Raw genomic sequence first — 16,464 nt, 5'->3', positions numbered from 1 at the left:
GTCTCCTTGAGTCCATGATGTCAGATACAGTGAAACGTCTATACCCGCCATACTCCAAGCTGCTTGAAGTATGGCGGGTATTTGTATTGCTCTATAAGCGTAGCGTGGCTGAATATATCAGGGACAAAGAGGGCGTATTTATTCGGAAGGGATCACAGTTTGGTGCGCAAATGCGCACCAAAAAGCCGTGATAGATCGTTAATCGTCTTTGAACAGCGCGCTATCTCGCAGCAGATGATCGTTTCCACGGCGGCGAGTGAAGCCGCTGCGATCAAAAAACTCCAGAATTTGGATCGCTAGCTTGCGCCCCACCCCTAGACGATCGCGGAAGTCCGCGGCGGAAGTGCTGCCCTGTGTGGCATCCATGGCGCGGATCAAATCGGCAAACTGGTGCATACGCTCGGTACGATAGTAACGATCTTTGACCACGGCGGTGATGTAGCCAAGCAATGCCGCCTGACGCAATAACTGCCGCATTTCATTTTCTTCGGCTTTCACTTCATTGGCTAGATCGCGCACCCACCACGGTGCATCCTGAATCAATGGCTGCGTACGCTCCCATAACGCCTGCTGGGCGTCGCTCATGCTTAAACCATGCTGTGGCAGATGCAGCCAGCCGCGGCTGTTGACGATTTGCTGATTCGCCAGCAGATGATTGATGAGGGCAAACACCAGTGATTCGGGTTCGACGGGCAATGCCATACGGCGCAGGCGCGCGCGACCAACGCCCATCTGATCGTTATGCTGCTCGTGGAACAGTGCCAAGGTGTCTAACAAGCGCTGTTGGAAGCGCTCCGCTATTTCGCGTGATAACGCGTAGTCGCCCACCACCAGCAGATTATCGGCATGGAAAAGTTCGCTGCAACGTTCTGCCGTGAGCTGGCGCTCCCAGGCGAACTGAGGAATGGAAAGCGTGCCTTTAGGCAGACGTAATGCCAATACATCGGCATCACTTTGGGCATTGGCGAGCTGCTTGAGCCAATCTAAAAATGCAGGTAGACGTTTACCACGGCGCGGTGAGGTGGTTTGCAATACTCGAGCTGAGCCCAGCGTGCTGCGTGCTGAAATATCACGCATGATCAGGGTATCGTTTTCCACCAGCCACAATGGGCTATCGAGCACCAGCTCAGCTAGCTGAACGCCTTCCATCGGAGCCTGTTCATCCAATAACGAGATACGGCCCGTAATGTGGCTCGCGGCATGATGCAGATGTAATGGCTGCCAATGTTGGATGGGCGCGATGAGATCCAGCGCGACTAAAATACGCGTGCTGGCCGTTTCTGAAGGGCGCTGTGCCAACAGCCAATCACCGCGCCCGATCTGTTCTTTGCTGACGTCGCCGCTGAGGTTTAGCGCAATACGCTGACCCGCATGGGCATGTTCAGACGGTTGGTTCTGGGCATGAATGCCGCGCACGCGCACGGGTCTATCACAACCGGTTAGCCAGAGGTTTTCACCCACTTTTACGCGACCTGCGAGCGCCGTTCCGGTAACTACTAAACCGGCGCCTTTCACGCTAAAAGCGCGGTCGATCGCTAAACGAAAGCGTTGATCGAGATGCGCTGGTGTTTCGGTTAAGGCAATAAGATGGGCGCGCAGCTCATCGATTCCCTCACCCTGAGCGGCTGACGTGGTAAAAATCGGCGTATCTGACCATCCCATTTCATGCAGTACGTCAGTGACTTGCTGGTGAACTTCATCCACACGCGCGCTATCGGCGCGGTCGGCTTTGGTTAACGCCACGGTTAATGCCGGTTTGCCCGCTAATCGCAGCAGCGTTAGGTGTTCGCGTGTTTGCGCCATAACGCCATCGTCGCAGGCTACAACTAGCAAGGCGTGCGGGATGCCGCCAATGCCGGCCAACATGTTAGCGAGGAATTTTTCATGGCCGGGAACGTCGATAAAACCCAGCACGTTGCCATCGTCTAATGGCAGATAGGCGTAGCCGAGATCGATGGTCATACCGCGGCGTTTTTCTTCCGGTAAACGGTCGGCATCCACGCCCGTCAGCGCCTGTAACAGCGTGGTCTTACCGTGGTCAACGTGCCCAGCGGTAGCAATAATCATGGACGTAACTCCTGTAATAACGCGTGTAAAAGTCCTTCTTCATCTTCCAAGCAGCGCAGATCGAGCCACAGTTTTCCTTCACTGATGCGACCAATCACCGGGCATGATAGCGAGCGGCATTGCTGAGACAGTGCTTCCAGTTCGCCGCCCTTACCGCTGTGCGGCATCAGGGTGATTGCGATGCTTGGCAGGCGATCAACCGGCAACGATCCGCTGCCGATTTGCGACTGGCAAGGCGTGATGCCCACGTTAAACTGTTTGGCGAAGCGCTGCTGTAATGGCGGTAACAGGCGTTCGGCGCAGGCGCGGATCTCAGCTTCGGTGCGGGTCATATGACGCAGCGTCGGCAAAGCCTGAGCGAGCTTATCGGGTTGTTGATAGAGCTGAAGCGTGGCATCAAGCGCTGCCAGCGTCATTTTACCGCAGCGCAGCGCGCGCTTAAGCGGATGGTTTTGCAACTGTTCAATCAGCTCACGTTTGCCCACGATAATGCCGGCCTGCGGCCCACCTAATAATTTATCGCCAGAAAAACTGACTAAGTCTACGCCGTCGGCAATCAGCTTTTGCGGCATCGGCTCGGCGGGAAGGCCATAGGCGGTCATGTCAATCAGCGAACCACTGCCCAAATCGGTAATAACGGGGACTCCCGTTTCACGGCCTAACGTCACCAACTCGGCTTCCTCTACGGCGGAGGTAAATCCTTGAATTGCATAATTGCTGGTGTGTACTTTCATCAGCAACGCGGTGTTTTCGTTGATGGCCTGACGATAGTCTTTGAGGTGAGTTCGGTTGGTGGTACCTACTTCGGTGAGTTCGCATCCGGCCTGCAGCATGACGTCGGGAATACGAAATGCGCCGCCAATCTCAACCAGCTCGCCGCGTGAAACGATAACCTGCTTCTGGCTCGCCAGCGCGGCCAGCATTAGCAGCACCGCAGCCGCATTGTTGTTAACGATACAGGCATCTTCCGCGCCGGTTAATTCGCACAGGCGGTCAGCGATCGCGCGATCGCGATGGCCACGGCCTGCGCCGTCGAGATCGTATTCCAGCGTTACGGAGTGACGCATTGCCATGACGCTGGCGTCGATAGCCTGCTCTGCTAGCAGGGCACGGCCTAAGTTGGTATGTAATACGGTTCCCGTCAGATTAAAGACCTGCTGGAGTGCGTCTTTTTGGCTGAGCGAAAGCTGATGATCGACTGCAAGAGCCCAGTTTTCACACCATGCGGGAAGCTGTTTCTGCACGCGAATACTGTCTCGCGCCTGCTGTTGCAGACTGCGCAAGGTTTGGGTGACAAGCTGTGCGCCATAGTTTTCCAACAAAGGTTGAAAGGTTTCGTCGCGTAACAGCGTATCGACGGAGGGGAGCTGGCTATAAAGAGTCTGGCTGTCTGCGGACATGGTGATCTCACGCCTTTATCATCGTAATAATGAATATGATAAAGGCTGAGAGCCCAAGAATACAGCGAGTATCAGGTTACCGGTGGTTCTGTGCGGGTAAAGCTCTCACGTTGGAACAAACGTTCCGCCAGTTTAACCAGCTCAGGGCGCTCCAAACTCCAGTTCGGCGCGACCCGACGAAAGTTGAGATAGCCAAGACAGCACCCGGTGGCAATATCTGCCAGCGTCATCTGTGCACCGTTGAGCCACTTACCTTCTTTCGCGTGTTGTTCTAAAGCGTCTAAGCCGCGATCGATTTTGCCGCGCTGGCGCACAATCCAATCGCTATTCTGTTTGTCGGCTGGGCGCATCATTTCCTGAACCAGCAGAACTGCGGCGTCGCAGATGCCGTCAGAAAGCGCTTCTAACTGGCGTACACGCAGCGCCTGTTGGCGATCTTCTGGTACGAATTTTGGCGTGGCGTCTAACAGATCGATGTATTCGGCAACGATGGGGGAGTCATAAAAGATTTCACCGTCGGCGGCGACGAGCGCGGGAATTTTCCCTAGTGGGTTATAGTGTGGGACATGGCTGGTGCTTTCCCATGGAATGTCGTTAACAAATTCAAATGTCAGCCCTTTTTCCAACAACATAACAAATATTTTGCGCACGTAGGGGCTGGTATAGCTGCCAATGAGTTTCATAGTCCCTGTCCTTATCCACTAACGAGTTTATAAAAGGATACTGGGATGAGTATGGCAGAAACGTTACGGTAGGGAAGTGAGAACCGACCACGGAATAGTGGCCGGTGGTGCGAATAATTTACTTCTTCTTGTAAATTTCGGCGGTGCCGCGGGCAATATCCCCCATGCCTTCGGTGCCAACGGAGGTAATGCGATAAGCGTCAGCGTCTTTCTCTTCGGCTTTTTTCTCCAGCTTTTTCACGATGTCATCCATGGTGCCGTCACGCACTTCTGCGCTGACGTCGCCGATTTTGGTGTACTTCTCCATATCGGAATGTTTGATTTCATCAGCCGCGTTAGAAAATGCAGAGAAAGAGAGCAGAGAGGCACCGGCAATAGCAAGTAGGTATTTGTTCATATCTTTATCCTCGATTTTATTTGTGAGTTACCAGCTTTAACGACAAAGCCAGTGGTTCATCCTTCAAACGATGGATCTACGACGTATTACAGCATGGAATATAGGGACGTGGGCGTAGGGTAACCGCTTCAATCCTGAACTCAGTTTTTGAAAACCCTAAAGGCGATGATTAAAAAAATTAATCTGATGGTTTTTAATTGCCCTTCAAGCTTAGTGGATATTTTCAGGATTGATAGTGATAAAAGGAAAACGATGTTTATGCAGGGGGCGAAAGCCCCCTGTGAAAGGTAAATATTATTTATGTTGTCCCTGTTTCTCAAGGAACTGAACGCCCTTGTCTGGGAAGTCAGTGAATACGCCGTCAACGCCCGCTTTGTTGTAGATCAGATCGTAAAGCTGATCGCCGTTGCTAACGTAACTCGGCAAGGCGTCAACGCGAATGGTATAAGGATGCACCACCATTTTCGCGGCGTGAGCATCGGTCACCATCGCCGTGAGCTTTGGATTAGCTTGGGTGGCATCTTTACCCACCAGCATATGGTAATCCGGTCCAATGCCGTCAGCATATTGCGCAATCTGCTTCATCGCACCCGGTTTAAACATCCAGTCGTAGTCGTAGTTCACCCATGTGCCGTCTGGTTTTTTCTCATAGGTTTCATTCCAGTCGGTATAGGCAATCAGCTGAACCAGTTTGAGATCCATACCCATCTTAGGTTCTAACTCGGTTTTGATGCGCTTAAGCTCGTTTGGATCGAAACATTGCAGATAAACATTGTCGTTCTTGCCGGTGTAGCCGTATTGCTTCAGCACCTGCAGCACTTTGGTGGAGATGTCTTTGCCTTCTTGCTGGTGGAACCAAGGCGCTTTTATCTCTGGGTAAATCCCGATATTTTTGCCCGTTGAATGGTTAAGCCCTTGGACAAATTCGATCTCTTCTTCAAAGGTGTGGATGCGGAAATCAGACTTGCCCATCGGGAAACGGCCTGGATAGCTTTGCACGCGCTTGCCGTCTTTGATGTCAAAACCTTCGGTGAATTTCAGCGATTTGATTTCATCAAGAGTGAAATCAATCGCGTAGTAACGCCCATCTTTACGTGCGCGGTCGGGGAAGCGGTCGGCAACATCGGTCACGCGATCCAAATAGTGGTCATGGAGAACGACTAATTTGTCGTCCTTGGTCATCACCAAATCCTGCTCGAGAAAATCTGCGCCTTGGGCATAAGCCATGGCCTTAGAAGGCAGGGAATGTTCAGGCAAATAGCCGCTCGCGCCACGGTGCGCAATAACCACTTTATCGGCGGCCTGTGCGCTCATCGCCAGCGTGCCGCTTAATAGCAATCCTGCCATGATGGTGTTTAGTCGTAGGGTCATAGAGGTTTTCCTTATTTTTATAAAAAAGGCCGTGGCGCAGGAAGCAACGACACGGCCTAGTGAAACTTTTTAAAGATTAGTTTCCGCGGTTTGCCGCGATTTCTTCGTGATGTTTTTTCTCGTTGATCATCACGACTAACAGCAGGATAACGGCGAGGATGCTACCGCCAATCATCACCATAAAGCCGCCGTCCCAGCCGAAGAAGTCAACGGTGTAACCCACGATGGCGCTCGCTGCAACCGAACCACCCAGATAACCGAACAGACCGGTAAAGCCCGCTGCGGTACCCGCTGCTTTTTTCGGTGCCAGCTCTAAGGCGTGCAGGCCGATGAGCATCACTGGGCCGTAAATCAGGAAGCCGATGATAATCATACAAGCCATATCGACGCCTGGATTGCCCGCTGGGTTCATCCAGTAAACGATGGTGGCGATGGTGACCAGAACCATGAAGAACACGCCGGTGGCACCACGGTTTCCGCGGAACACTTTATCCGACATCCAGCCACACAGCAGCGTGCCTGGGATACCCGCATATTCATACAGGAAGTAAGCCCAAGAGGATTTATCCAGCGCGAAGTGTTTCACTTCTTTCAGATAGGTTGGAGACCAATCCAGAATGCCGTAGCGCAGCAGATAAACAAACACGTTAGCGATAGCGATGTACCACAGCAGTTTGTTCGGCAGCACGTACTGCATGAAGATTTGCTTAGCGGTCAGCTCTTCTTCGGCTTTCTCAGAGTAATCATCCGGGTAGTCGTTTTTGTACTCTTCAATCGGTGGCAAACCACAAGACTGCGGAGTATCGCGCATCAGGCCGAAGGCAATCAGAGCAACAACAATGGCTGCGATGGCTGGCATATACAGCGCAGCGTGCCAGTCGTTAAACCACGCCATCCCCAACAGGAACAGCAGTGGAGGCAGGCCGCCGCCGACGTTATGCGCACAGTTCCACACGGAAACGATGCTGCCACGCTCTTTCTGTGACCACCAGTGAACCATGGTACGGCCACATGGAGGCCATCCCATTCCTTGGAACCAACCACACAGGAACAGCAGAACGAACATCACTGCAATGCTGGAGGTTGCCCATGGCACAAAGCCCATAAAGAGCATCACGGCGGCGGCCAGAATCAGGCCGGCAGGTAAGAACACGCGTGGGTTCGAACGGTCAGAGACGGAACCCATAATGAACTTCGAGAAGCCGTACGCGATTGAAATCCCTGAAAGGGCAAAGCCTAGATCGCCACGAGAGAAACCTTGTTCGATAAGGTACGGCATTGCTAGCGTAAAGTTTTTACGCACCAGATAGTAGGCGGCGTATCCGAAGAAGATCCCCATGAAGATCTGCCAACGTAAACGACGATAGGTCGGATCGACCTGTGCGTCTGGCAAGCGCTTCGCGTGCGCCGCGGGTTTAAAAATACTTAACATGTAGATATGCCTCCGATGGCTTTCTCTTCTTTATATGTATCCTGAACCGATTCCCCAGTGAGCCCGGTTAAGGTTTGCTGTGTGCCAACAAAAAAATAGAACAGCAATGGTGTTTTCTTACGCTATTTTCCGTTTAGTGGTGGTCATTCCATTTTCTTTTTCGAGCGTAGAGTATTCAAACGCGCATTTCGTTACTGTGAGAGATCGCGCAAATTGTTACAGTTTTATGAATGCGATGCTGATTTTGAGCGGTTAGTTAATTTTTTGAAACCAAAAATCATATGTATCTAGTGATAATGATCACAAAAATGGTGAAATACGCGCTAATCACTTTCGTTTTGTGCGCGTATTTGCTCCTTATCAAACAATTTCTGTGTGGGTTATGTCTTAATAAGCACAATTATTTATCAGTACATTCATTGTTGTGAATAAGGTCGGGAGCCACACATGCTACAAAGCCCAGCGACACAAGAAACTGATGTCATCATCATCGGGGGCGGTGCGACCGGTGCAGGGATTGCACGTGACTGCGCACGCCGCGGCCTGCGTTGTATTTTATTAGAGCGTCACGACATTGCGACTGGCGCAACGGGACGCAATCACGGCCTTTTGCACAGCGGTGCGCGTTATGCGGTAACCGACGGCGAATCCGCGCGTGAATGTATTGAAGAAAACAAAATTCTTAAGCGCATTGCCCGTCACTGCGTTGAACGCTCAGATGGCCTGTTTATCACGCTTCCTGAAGATGATTTGGGTTTTCAATCTGGTTTTATCGAAGCCTGCCAGAAGGCGGGCATTGATGCTCAGGCCATTGATCCTAAAGAGGCGCTGCGCCTTGAGCCAGCGGCCAACCCCGCTCTGATTGGCGCGGTACGCGTGCCCGATGGTACCGTCGACCCATTCCGCCTCACCGCCGCCAATATGTTGGATGCGCGCGAGCATGGCGCACAGGTGCTGACCTATCATGAAGTGAGCGGATTATTACGCCATGGCGATCGCATTACCGGCGTGCGCGTAATCGACCATAAATCGCGTGAAAGTTATGAGATTCATGCGCAAATCGTGGTGAATGCCGCAGGGATCTGGGGCCAGCATATTGCTGAGTATGCCGATTTGCGGGTACGTATGTTCCCAGCCAAAGGCGCGCTGTTGATCCTTGGTCATCGCATCAACAATATGGTGATCAACCGCTGCCGCAAGCCAGCCGATGCCGATATTTTGGTTCCGGGCGATACCATTTCGCTTATTGGCACCACCTCAACGCACATTGATTACGATCAGATCGACAACATGATCGTGACGCCGGAAGAAGTCGATATCTTGATCCGCGAGGGCGAGAAGCTTTCGCCTAAATTGGCGAGAACGCGAATTTTGCGCGCCTATGCGGGCGTGCGCCCGTTGGTTGCCAGCGATGACGACCCAAGCGGACGTAACGTGAGCCGTGGCATTGTGCTGCTGGATCATGCGGTTCGTGATGGTCTAGAAGGTTTTATCACGATCACCGGCGGCAAGCTGATGACCTATCGCCTGATGGCGGAGTGGGCCACGGATAAAGTCTGCGAGAAACTCGGTATTACAACTGCGTGTACCACGGCGACTGAAGCACTGCCGGGATCGCAACATTCAGCTGAAGAGACGCTGCGTAAGGTGATTTCGTTACCTGCCACGATCCGAGGTTCGGCGGTTTATCGCCATGGCGATCGCGCCGATCGTATGCTGGCCGGCGATCGTCTTAGCAACAGTTTGGTATGTGAATGTGAAGCCGTAACCGCTGGGGAAGTGCGCTATGCGGTTGATTCTCTGACGGTGAATAATCTGGTGGATTTACGCCGACGTACCCGTGTCGGCATGGGCACCTGTCAGGGCGAGCTTTGCGCCTGCCGCGCCGCGGGTCTGCTTAATCGTTTTAAAGTTACCACGCCGAAGCAATCTATCGATCAGCTCTCTCATTTCCTTAATGAACGTTGGAAAGGCGTGCGTCCAATAGCGTGGGGCGACGCGCTGCGCGAAAGCGAATTTACGGCTTGGGTTTATCAAGGTTTATGCGGCATGGAAGCACCCGCGCTGAATCAGGACGTTCAGGAGAATGACAATGAAATTTGACACGGTAATGATTGGCGGCGGTTTAGCAGGGCTATTGTGCGGTATTCGATTAGCCGAGGCTGGGCAAAAATGCGCCATTGTAAGTTCGGGTCAAAGCGCGCTGCATTTTTCTTCTGGTTCGCTGGATTTGTTATGCCATCTGCCCGACGGCAGCGCAGTTGAGCAACCGCTAGCCGCGTTGGCCTCTCTGGCGGCTCAGGCGCCGCAGCATCCTTATAGCTTAATGGGCCATGATGCGGTGGTGCGTTATGCGGCTGAATCTGAACGTTTACTGGAGCGCAGCGGGCTGGCATTGGTTGGAAGCTGCCAACAAAACCATTTACGTGTTACGCCGTTGGGAACGCGCAGAGCAACGTGGCTGAGCCCAAACGAAGTGCCGGTGAGCGCATTGGAGCAGCCGCTGCCGTGGGAACGCGTGCTGGTTGCCGGTATTGAAGGGTTCCTCGATTTTCAGCCGCATTTGGTAGCGAATTCGTTAGCCGAGCAGGGCGTGGAAACCAAAATTGCGGAGCTCACGCTGCCCGCGTTAGATCGTTTACGCAATAACCCAAGTGAATTCCGCGCGGTGAATATAGCGCGAGTGCTGGATTTGCCTGAAAACCAACAGCTGTTGATTGACGAACTTAACCGCCTTGCCCAGCAGGTGGATGCCATCATCATGCCTGCCTGCGTGGGTATGGAACAAGCTGATGCATTAGAACATTTACGTTCGCGGGTAAGGGTGCCGCTATTGCTACTGCCAACGCTGCCGCCATCGGTGCTGGGAATGCGTTTGCATCATCTGCTACGCCGTCGTTTTCAGGCGTTGGGCGGGGTGATTATGCCCGGTGATGCGGTGTTAAGAGCCGATCTGGACGAGGGTAAAGAGGCGAGAATTTACACGCGTAATCACACCGATATTCCTTTACGGGCAAAAAATGTGGTTCTGGCGAGCGGCAGTTTCTTCAGCAATGGACTCAAGGCTGATTTCAACGGTGTTACTGAGCCCGTGTTCGGCTTAGACGTTATTAGTGAAAACGAACGTGCTAGCTGGAGCACTGAAAATATGTTCGCGCCTCAGCCGTATTTGCAGTTTGGTGTGAGTACCGATGAGCAGTTGCGCCCAACGATAGGTGGTAAAGCAGTGAGTAATCTACGGGTGATTGGTGCCGTTCTAGGGGGATACGACCCTATTCAGCAAGGCTGTGGTGCAGGAGTATCAATGCTAACGGCGCTGCATGCGGCAGAACATATTTTGGCAAAAGCGGAGGGTGCGCTATGAACCTGCTCGCAGATAACAGCTTCGAAAACTGCATTAAGTGCACGGTGTGCACTACTTATTGTCCGGTGGCGAAGGTTAACCCGAATTATCCAGGGCCAAAGCAGGCGGGGCCAGACGGTGAACGCCTGCGTTTGAAAGATCCTCTGCTTTATGATGATGCATTGAAATACTGTACCAACTGCAAACGCTGTGAGGTTGCTTGTCCGTCAGACGTAAAAATTGGCGATATTATTCAACGAGCTAAAGCGAATTATAGCCAGCATAAACCAACGCTGCGTGATGCGATTCTCAGCCATACCGATCTGATGGGGACGCTATCAACGCCGTTCGCGCCGATTGTGAATATGACCACCGGTCTTAAACCGGTGCGCAAGCTGTTAGACAAAGCACTGAAGATCGACCATCGCCGCGAGTTGCCGAAATATTCGCTGGGGACATTCCGTCACTGGTACAAAAAACAGGCCGCAGAACAGGCTAAGTTCGCCGAACAGGTGGCGTTCTTCCACGGTTGTTTCGTTAACTATAACCATCCGCAGCTCGGCAAAGATTTGGTCAGCGTGTTTAACGCCATGGGTATCGGCGTGCAGCTGTTGAAGCGTGAGAAATGCTGCGGCGTACCACTGATTGCGAATGGATTTATCGAACAGGCGAAAAAGCAGGCTCGCGTTAACGCAGAGTCTTTGACCGATGCCGTGATTGGCAAAGGTATTCCGGTGGTTGCAACCTCCTCAACCTGTGCATTTACCATCCGTGATGAATATCCGCACGTGCTGGATGTGGATACCACACAGGTGCGTGAACACGTTGAGCTGGCAACGCGCTATCTCTATCGATTATTAGACGGTGGGCGTGAGTTAAAGCTGAAATCGACGCCGATGAAGATCGCTTACCACACGCCGTGTCATATGGAAAAAATGGGCTGGACGCCGTATACGCTGGCGCTGCTGCAAATGATCCCCGGCGTGGAGCTGACGGTTCTAGATTCCCAATGCTGTGGTATTGCAGGAACTTATGGTTTCAAGAAAGAGAACTATGAAACATCGCAGGGAATTGGCGCTGGGTTATTCCGCCAGATCGAAGAGAGCGGGGTGGATCTGGTGGTAACGGATTGCGAAACCTGCAAGTGGCAGATTGAGATGTCGACGAGTAAGAAATGCGAGCATCCGATTTCGTTGCTGGCGCGGGCGTTGGGGTAAGGTTTCGCCCGCCAGTCGCTAGTGCTGTATATGTTGGATCAGTGAAAGATTTCGTCCGCCAGTGAGCAAATGTGCTCCCATGAGACCAATGGCGTAGGCGTCCGATGAGAGCCCCGTTGCGCGGGGGCTCTCAACTCGCGCGCTTTTATCCGAGATGCCATCTCCGCGCCGGGTCGGCATGCGCCATCCCTGGCGCCTCCTCCCCTAGTGAAAACATCCTGTTTCCACTGCTCTAACCACCTAAAATTAAACAAGAAACCAGATAGGGTTTTGTCTTTTGTCTTTTCCGGCACGTTGTTCTTCAGCCGAATCGAGGAATGCAGGCTAGGATTCGCCGACTGGACGTCGGCAAAAGAACGACGGAGGCATGGATGCCGATTGTCGTTCGTTCCGTTAAAGCCGGAATGACGAGATGAGGGAACCTGCGAAGCAGGCTGAGGAACGGTGCCAAGCCCGGATGCAAGGCGGCGGCGATTGAGCCGCCTTGCTCGGACGCCAGCACTATGTCTATGTGAAACTCGGTATATTCGGCGTACGAAACCTTTAACTGTTCTAAGAGAGACTGGCGTACGAAATCTTTCACCATAGAAGATAAATCCGCAATTTCTTGCCCTTTATTCTCCTCCCCCTCCCTCCTCCCCCACCACAATTCTTGTGATCAACACCTAGTTTCGGGAACGTTCCCGTTTCATAAAAGAGTCATTGTGACTACGCTTTATGCAACTCAGTTTTTATGGATCGAATGTATGGCGCCGATCCACGTTACTCTGAAATCAGAACGACTCTACAGGTACTCAATATGAGCAAGGTAAAACAAGATCAGGTTGATCGGCTGATCGCACTGGTGGGCGGGCGTGAAAATATTGCTACCGTCAGTCATTGCCTTACCCGACTGCGGTTTGTACTGAACGATCCGGCGCTGGCTGCGCCTAAAAAGATTGAAGAATTGCCGATGGTGAAGGGCTGTTTCACCAATGCAGGGCAATTTCAGGTCGTTATTGGCACGGACGTAGGTGATTGGTATCAGGCGTTGATTAACACGGCACACGTCGATGCCAGTAACAAAGAGCAGGCTAAAAAAGCCGCTCGCCAGAATATGAGCTGGTGGGAAATTGCGATTTCGCATTTTGCCGAGATCTTCTTCCCGTTACTGCCTGCGTTAATCAGCGGCGGTTTGATCCTTGGTTTCCGTAATGTGATCGGCGACATCCCGTTGGTAGATGGGCAACCGCTGACGGCATTACACCCGGCGTGGAAAACGGTTTATGACTTCCTGTGGCTGCTGGGCGAAGCGATATTCTTCTATCTGCCGGTGGGAATTTGCTGGTCAACGGTGAAGAAGATGGGCGGTACGCCGATCCTCGGTATTGTGCTGGGGATTACGTTGGTTTCTCCACAGTTGATGAATTCATACATGCTGGGCCAGCAGCTGCCTGAAGTATGGAATTTTGGCTGGTTCACGATTGAAAAAGTTGGCTACCAAGCGCAGGTGATTCCATCCGTGATGGCGGGTTTGGCCTTGGGTTGGATTGAGACCCGCTTGAAGCGCCTAATCCCAGATTATCTGTATCTGGTGGTCGTGCCGGTGACGTCGTTGCTTCTGGCGGTGTTCTTGGCGCATACCCTGATTGGCCCGTTTGGCCGCATGATCGGCGACGGCGTTGCTTGGGGTGTGAAAGCGGTGATGACCGGCAGTTTTGCTCCGATTGGCGCGGCGCTGTTTGGCTTCCTGTACGCGCCGTTGGTGGTCACCGGCGTGCATCAGACAACGCTGGCGATCGATATGCAGATGGTGCAAAGCATGGGCGGAACGCCGGTATGGCCGATTATCGCGCTGTCGAATATTGCTCAAGCCTCTGCCGTGTTGGCGATTATTTTCATTAGCCGGAAAGCTAACGAACGTGAAATTTCGGTGCCTGCGGCGATTTCTGCCTACCTCGGCGTTACCGAGCCTGCGATGTACGGCATCAACCTTAAATATCGCTTCCCGATGCTGTGCGCCATGATTGGCGGTGCCTGCGCCGGATTGATTTGCGGTTTGTTTGGCGTGATGGCTAACGGCATCGGCGTGGGTGGATTGCCGGGTATCCTCTCTATCCAACCGAAATTCTGGGGAATTTATGCCGTGGCGATGGTGGTTGCGATTGTGGTGCCTCTTGCCCTTACTATTTTGATTTATAAGCGCAAACAGAAACGCGGCGAGTTGCCAGTATAACGAATGAATACGGCTGCGAGTCTCGTGGCCGTAGAGTGAATATAGGAATATGACGATGAGCGAAACAGTGCCGTGGTGGCAAAACGGTGTGATTTATCAAATCTACCCGAAAAGTTTTCAAGACAGTACCGGCAGCGGCACGGGCGATCTCAACGGGATTATTCAGCGTCTGGATTATCTGCAAAACCTTGGCGTGAGCGCACTGTGGCTGACGCCGGTTTATCCATCGCCGCAGATTGATAATGGCTATGACGTTGCTGATTACTGTGCCATCAATCCTGATTATGGAACGATGGCAGATTTTGAGCGCTTGGTTGATGAAGCCCATCAGCGTGGAATGCGTATCGTGATGGACATGGTATTTAACCATACCTCGACTCAGCATCCATGGTTTGTTGCGGCGCAGGATCCTAGCCACGAGAAGCATAATTTTTATATTTGGCGTGACGGTGAAGCGCAGGCGTTGCCGAATAATTGGCGGTCTAAATTTGGCGGCAACGCGTGGCAATGGTCTGAAAGCGCAGAGAAATATTATCTGCACTTATTCGCGCCGCAGCAGGCAGATCTCAACTGGGAGCATCCGCCGGTGCGTGAAGCACTGAAAGCCGTGTGTCATTTCTGGGCGGACAAAGGCGTTGATGGTTTGCGTTTAGACGTGATCAATCTGGTGTCTAAGCAGCAGGATTTCCCAGACGATCTGCAAGGTGACGGGCGTCGTTTTTATACTGACGGCCCACGTATTCATGAGTTTCTCAGCGAGTTTGGCCGTGATGTGTTTAAGCCTCGGGGCTTAATGACCGTTGGCGAAATGTCATCGACGCAGCTTGAGCATTGTCAGCGCTATGCGGCGCTAGACGGCAGTGAGCTTTCGATGACGTTTAATTTTCATCATCTGAAGGTGGATTACCCCGGTGGTGAAAAATGGACGCTGGCGAAGCCAGACTACGTTGAGTTGAAAAAGATTTTTGCCTATTGGCAGCAGGGAATGCATAACCGAGCGTGGAACGCGCTGTTCTGGTGTAACCACGATCAGCCGCGTATTGTGTCGCGTTTTGGTGATGAAGGTGAATCACGCAGCCTGTCGGCAAAAATGCTGGCGATGGTGCTGCATGGCATGCAAGGCACGCCGTATATTTATCAGGGCGAAGAGCTGGGTATGACTAACCCGGGCTTTACCGATATCGAACAGTACCGCGATGTTGAAAGCCTGAATATGTTCCGAGAGCTTAGCGAGCAGGGGCGAGACAGCGCAGAACTGTTAGCGATTCTGGCGACTAAATCACGTGATAACAGCCGCACCCCAATGCAGTGGAATGCCAGCCCAAATGCGGGCTTTACGCAGGGAACGCCGTGGATAGAACCTGCGAGTAATTATACCGAGATTAACGCTCAGGCGGCGGTCGCCGATGAAACGTCGGTTTATTACTGCTATCAAGCGCTGATTAAGCTGCGCCAGCAATTGCCGTTGCTGACCCACGGCGACTATGAGGATTTGCTGCCGAGCCATCCGGCGCAGTGGTGTTACCGTCGTAGTTATCAGGGGAAAAGCCTATATGTATTGGCCAACCTGAGCGCGCAAACGCAGACGCTGGAGATAAGCGGCGAGTTGCCGAAACAGGGGCGTGTGCTGATGAGCAATTACCCTCAGCAAGGCGAAGTTCCTCAGTCACTGCGGCCATATGAAAGTATTTATTGGCTTGTAGACGCATAATTGTCTGACGTGAATCCCCCTGAGCTGGGGGATTTTTGTTGGCGGCAATCCTCACCAAATTGTGGTTGGCACCTCGTTTCAGAGGTTCCTGTTTCTTTATACTAAAACGATGTTTCAAAATAATTTAAGCGAAATATCGAGGAATGTATGATCACTGGAAATGTTAACCATCTAGAACTGTTGCCTTATTTATCTGCTCAGCTCAAGCAGGCGATTCAACATGTGATGGCGAATTTCAATGCAGATTCTGCGCTAGGCAAGTTTGATGTTGATGGCGAAAATCAGTTCGTGATGATTTTTAACGACTCAACTTCTCCAGCGGAAGAGCGCCGTCAGGAATTGCACGGCAAATATTTGGATATCCAAATTGTCTTAGCCGGGCAGGAAAAAATGGTCTTCAGCAATCTTGCTGCGCCGCAAGGCAGCGCTGAATGGCTTGAAGGTAAGGATATTGCCTTTTTATCTCTGGGTCAGCAGGGTTTAGAAGAGAAAAGTTTTATCATGAACGCAGGCGATTTCGTGGTTTTCTATCCCGGCGAATTACATAAGCCCATGTGCGCGGTGGGTGAGAATGCGCCGGTTAAAAAAGCGGTCGTGAAGATTTTGGTTAAGTGATTTTGCATAAATA

12 protein-coding genes are annotated in these 16,464 nt (G+C 52.1%); 6 read left to right on the top strand and 6 right to left on the bottom strand.

Going from position 1 to position 16,464, the window contains the following annotated elements:
• Window positions 1-198 precede the first annotated feature (198 nt).
• The 6 genes from selB to glpT form a co-directional block, all read right to left on the bottom strand.
• The gene (selB, locus tag AB3Y96_RS19930; RefSeq protein WP_072310171.1) at window positions 199-2,067 is read right to left on the bottom strand and encodes a selenocysteine-specific translation elongation factor; all 1,869 of its coding nucleotides are present in this window, start codon (window positions 2,065-2,067) and stop codon (window positions 199-201) included.
• Entirely contained in the window at window positions 2,064-3,467 is a 1,404-nt protein-coding gene (gene selA, locus AB3Y96_RS19925; protein WP_367300052.1) for an L-seryl-tRNA(Sec) selenium transferase, read from the bottom strand. The genes selB and selA overlap by 4 nt, the downstream gene beginning before the upstream one ends.
• 71 nt (window positions 3,468-3,538) lie before the next feature.
• Window positions 3,539-4,150 (bottom strand): glutathione S-transferase, encoded by a 612-nt coding sequence (locus AB3Y96_RS19920; protein ID WP_072310169.1) that lies wholly within the window; start codon window positions 4,148-4,150, stop codon window positions 3,539-3,541.
• A 118-nt stretch (window positions 4,151-4,268) separates the two neighbouring features.
• Window positions 4,269-4,547, bottom strand: a complete 279-nt coding sequence (locus AB3Y96_RS19915) for a DUF1471 domain-containing protein (RefSeq protein ID WP_025798408.1) — start codon at window positions 4,545-4,547, stop codon at window positions 4,269-4,271.
• A gap of 294 nt (window positions 4,548-4,841) precedes the next feature.
• Window positions 4,842-5,918 carry a glycerophosphodiester phosphodiesterase gene (gene glpQ / locus AB3Y96_RS19910; protein ID WP_367300051.1) on the bottom strand — a complete coding sequence of 359 codons (1,077 nt, stop codon included), beginning with the start codon at window positions 5,916-5,918 and terminating at the stop codon, window positions 4,842-4,844.
• Between the two features lie 76 nt (window positions 5,919-5,994).
• The gene (glpT, locus tag AB3Y96_RS19905) at window positions 5,995-7,350 is read right to left on the bottom strand and encodes a glycerol-3-phosphate transporter (RefSeq protein ID WP_025798404.1); all 1,356 of its coding nucleotides are present in this window, start codon (window positions 7,348-7,350) and stop codon (window positions 5,995-5,997) included.
• A gap of 447 nt (window positions 7,351-7,797) precedes the next feature.
• Here glpT and glpA point away from each other — a divergent pair, with 447 nt between their 5' ends.
• From glpA to AB3Y96_RS19875, 6 genes are all read left to right on the top strand, one after another.
• Complete coding sequence (glpA, locus tag AB3Y96_RS19900; protein WP_072310167.1) at window positions 7,798-9,453, top strand: anaerobic glycerol-3-phosphate dehydrogenase subunit A; 1,656 nt, start codon at window positions 7,798-7,800, stop codon at window positions 9,451-9,453.
• Window positions 9,443-10,714, top strand: a complete 1,272-nt coding sequence (gene glpB, locus AB3Y96_RS19895) for a glycerol-3-phosphate dehydrogenase subunit GlpB (RefSeq protein WP_367300050.1) — start codon at window positions 9,443-9,445, stop codon at window positions 10,712-10,714. The genes glpA and glpB overlap by 11 nt, the downstream gene beginning before the upstream one ends.
• On the top strand, window positions 10,711-11,910 hold the full coding sequence (glpC, locus tag AB3Y96_RS19890) for an anaerobic glycerol-3-phosphate dehydrogenase subunit GlpC (protein ID WP_025798398.1): 1,200 nt from the start codon (window positions 10,711-10,713) through the stop codon (window positions 11,908-11,910). The genes glpB and glpC overlap by 4 nt, the downstream gene beginning before the upstream one ends.
• A 799-nt stretch (window positions 11,911-12,709) precedes the next feature.
• A complete protein-coding gene (gene treB, locus AB3Y96_RS19885; protein WP_040046134.1) occupies window positions 12,710-14,125 on the top strand; it encodes a PTS trehalose transporter subunit IIBC in 1,416 nt (471 codons plus the stop codon).
• Window positions 14,126-14,180: 55 nt separating this feature from the next.
• The gene (gene treC, locus AB3Y96_RS19880) at window positions 14,181-15,836 is read left to right on the top strand and encodes an alpha,alpha-phosphotrehalase (RefSeq protein ID WP_367300049.1); all 1,656 of its coding nucleotides are present in this window, start codon (window positions 14,181-14,183) and stop codon (window positions 15,834-15,836) included.
• 147 nt (window positions 15,837-15,983) lie between these two features.
• A complete protein-coding gene (locus AB3Y96_RS19875) occupies window positions 15,984-16,451 on the top strand; it encodes a YhcH/YjgK/YiaL family protein (RefSeq protein WP_367300048.1) in 468 nt (155 codons plus the stop codon).
• The last annotated feature ends 13 nt before the right edge of the window (window positions 16,452-16,464 follow it).

The organism is Hafnia alvei, assembly GCF_964063325.1.
GTDB lineage: Bacteria > Pseudomonadota > Gammaproteobacteria > Enterobacterales > Enterobacteriaceae > Hafnia > Hafnia alvei_B.
The sequence above is the reverse complement of the archived record's forward strand: the minus strand, read 5'-3'. Positions and strand labels throughout refer to the sequence as shown.

What these genes read in the sequence shown, in the direction of transcription:
- glpA (WP_072310167.1), top strand. Translation starts at nt 7,798, where the DNA reads ATGCTACAAAGCCCAGCGACACAAGAAACTGATGTCATCATCATCGGG.
- AB3Y96_RS19915 (WP_025798408.1), bottom strand. Translation starts at nt 4,547, where the DNA reads ATGAACAAATACCTACTTGCTATTGCCGGTGCCTCTCTGCTCTCTTTC.
- treC (WP_367300049.1), top strand. Translation starts at nt 14,181, where the DNA reads ATGAGCGAAACAGTGCCGTGGTGGCAAAACGGTGTGATTTATCAAATC.
- glpB (WP_367300050.1), top strand. Translation starts at nt 9,443, where the DNA reads ATGAAATTTGACACGGTAATGATTGGCGGCGGTTTAGCAGGGCTATTG.
- selB (WP_072310171.1), bottom strand. Translation starts at nt 2,067, where the DNA reads ATGATTATTGCTACCGCTGGGCACGTTGACCACGGTAAGACCACGCTG.
- selA (WP_367300052.1), bottom strand. Translation starts at nt 3,467, where the DNA reads ATGTCCGCAGACAGCCAGACTCTTTATAGCCAGCTCCCCTCCGTCGAT.
- glpC (WP_025798398.1), top strand. Translation starts at nt 10,711, where the DNA reads ATGAACCTGCTCGCAGATAACAGCTTCGAAAACTGCATTAAGTGCACG.
- treB (WP_040046134.1), top strand. Translation starts at nt 12,710, where the DNA reads ATGAGCAAGGTAAAACAAGATCAGGTTGATCGGCTGATCGCACTGGTG.
- AB3Y96_RS19920 (WP_072310169.1), bottom strand. Translation starts at nt 4,150, where the DNA reads ATGAAACTCATTGGCAGCTATACCAGCCCCTACGTGCGCAAAATATTT.
- glpQ (WP_367300051.1), bottom strand. Translation starts at nt 5,918, where the DNA reads ATGACCCTACGACTAAACACCATCATGGCAGGATTGCTATTAAGCGGC.
- AB3Y96_RS19875 (WP_367300048.1), top strand. Translation starts at nt 15,984, where the DNA reads ATGATCACTGGAAATGTTAACCATCTAGAACTGTTGCCTTATTTATCT.
- glpT (WP_025798404.1), bottom strand. Translation starts at nt 7,350, where the DNA reads ATGTTAAGTATTTTTAAACCCGCGGCGCACGCGAAGCGCTTGCCAGAC.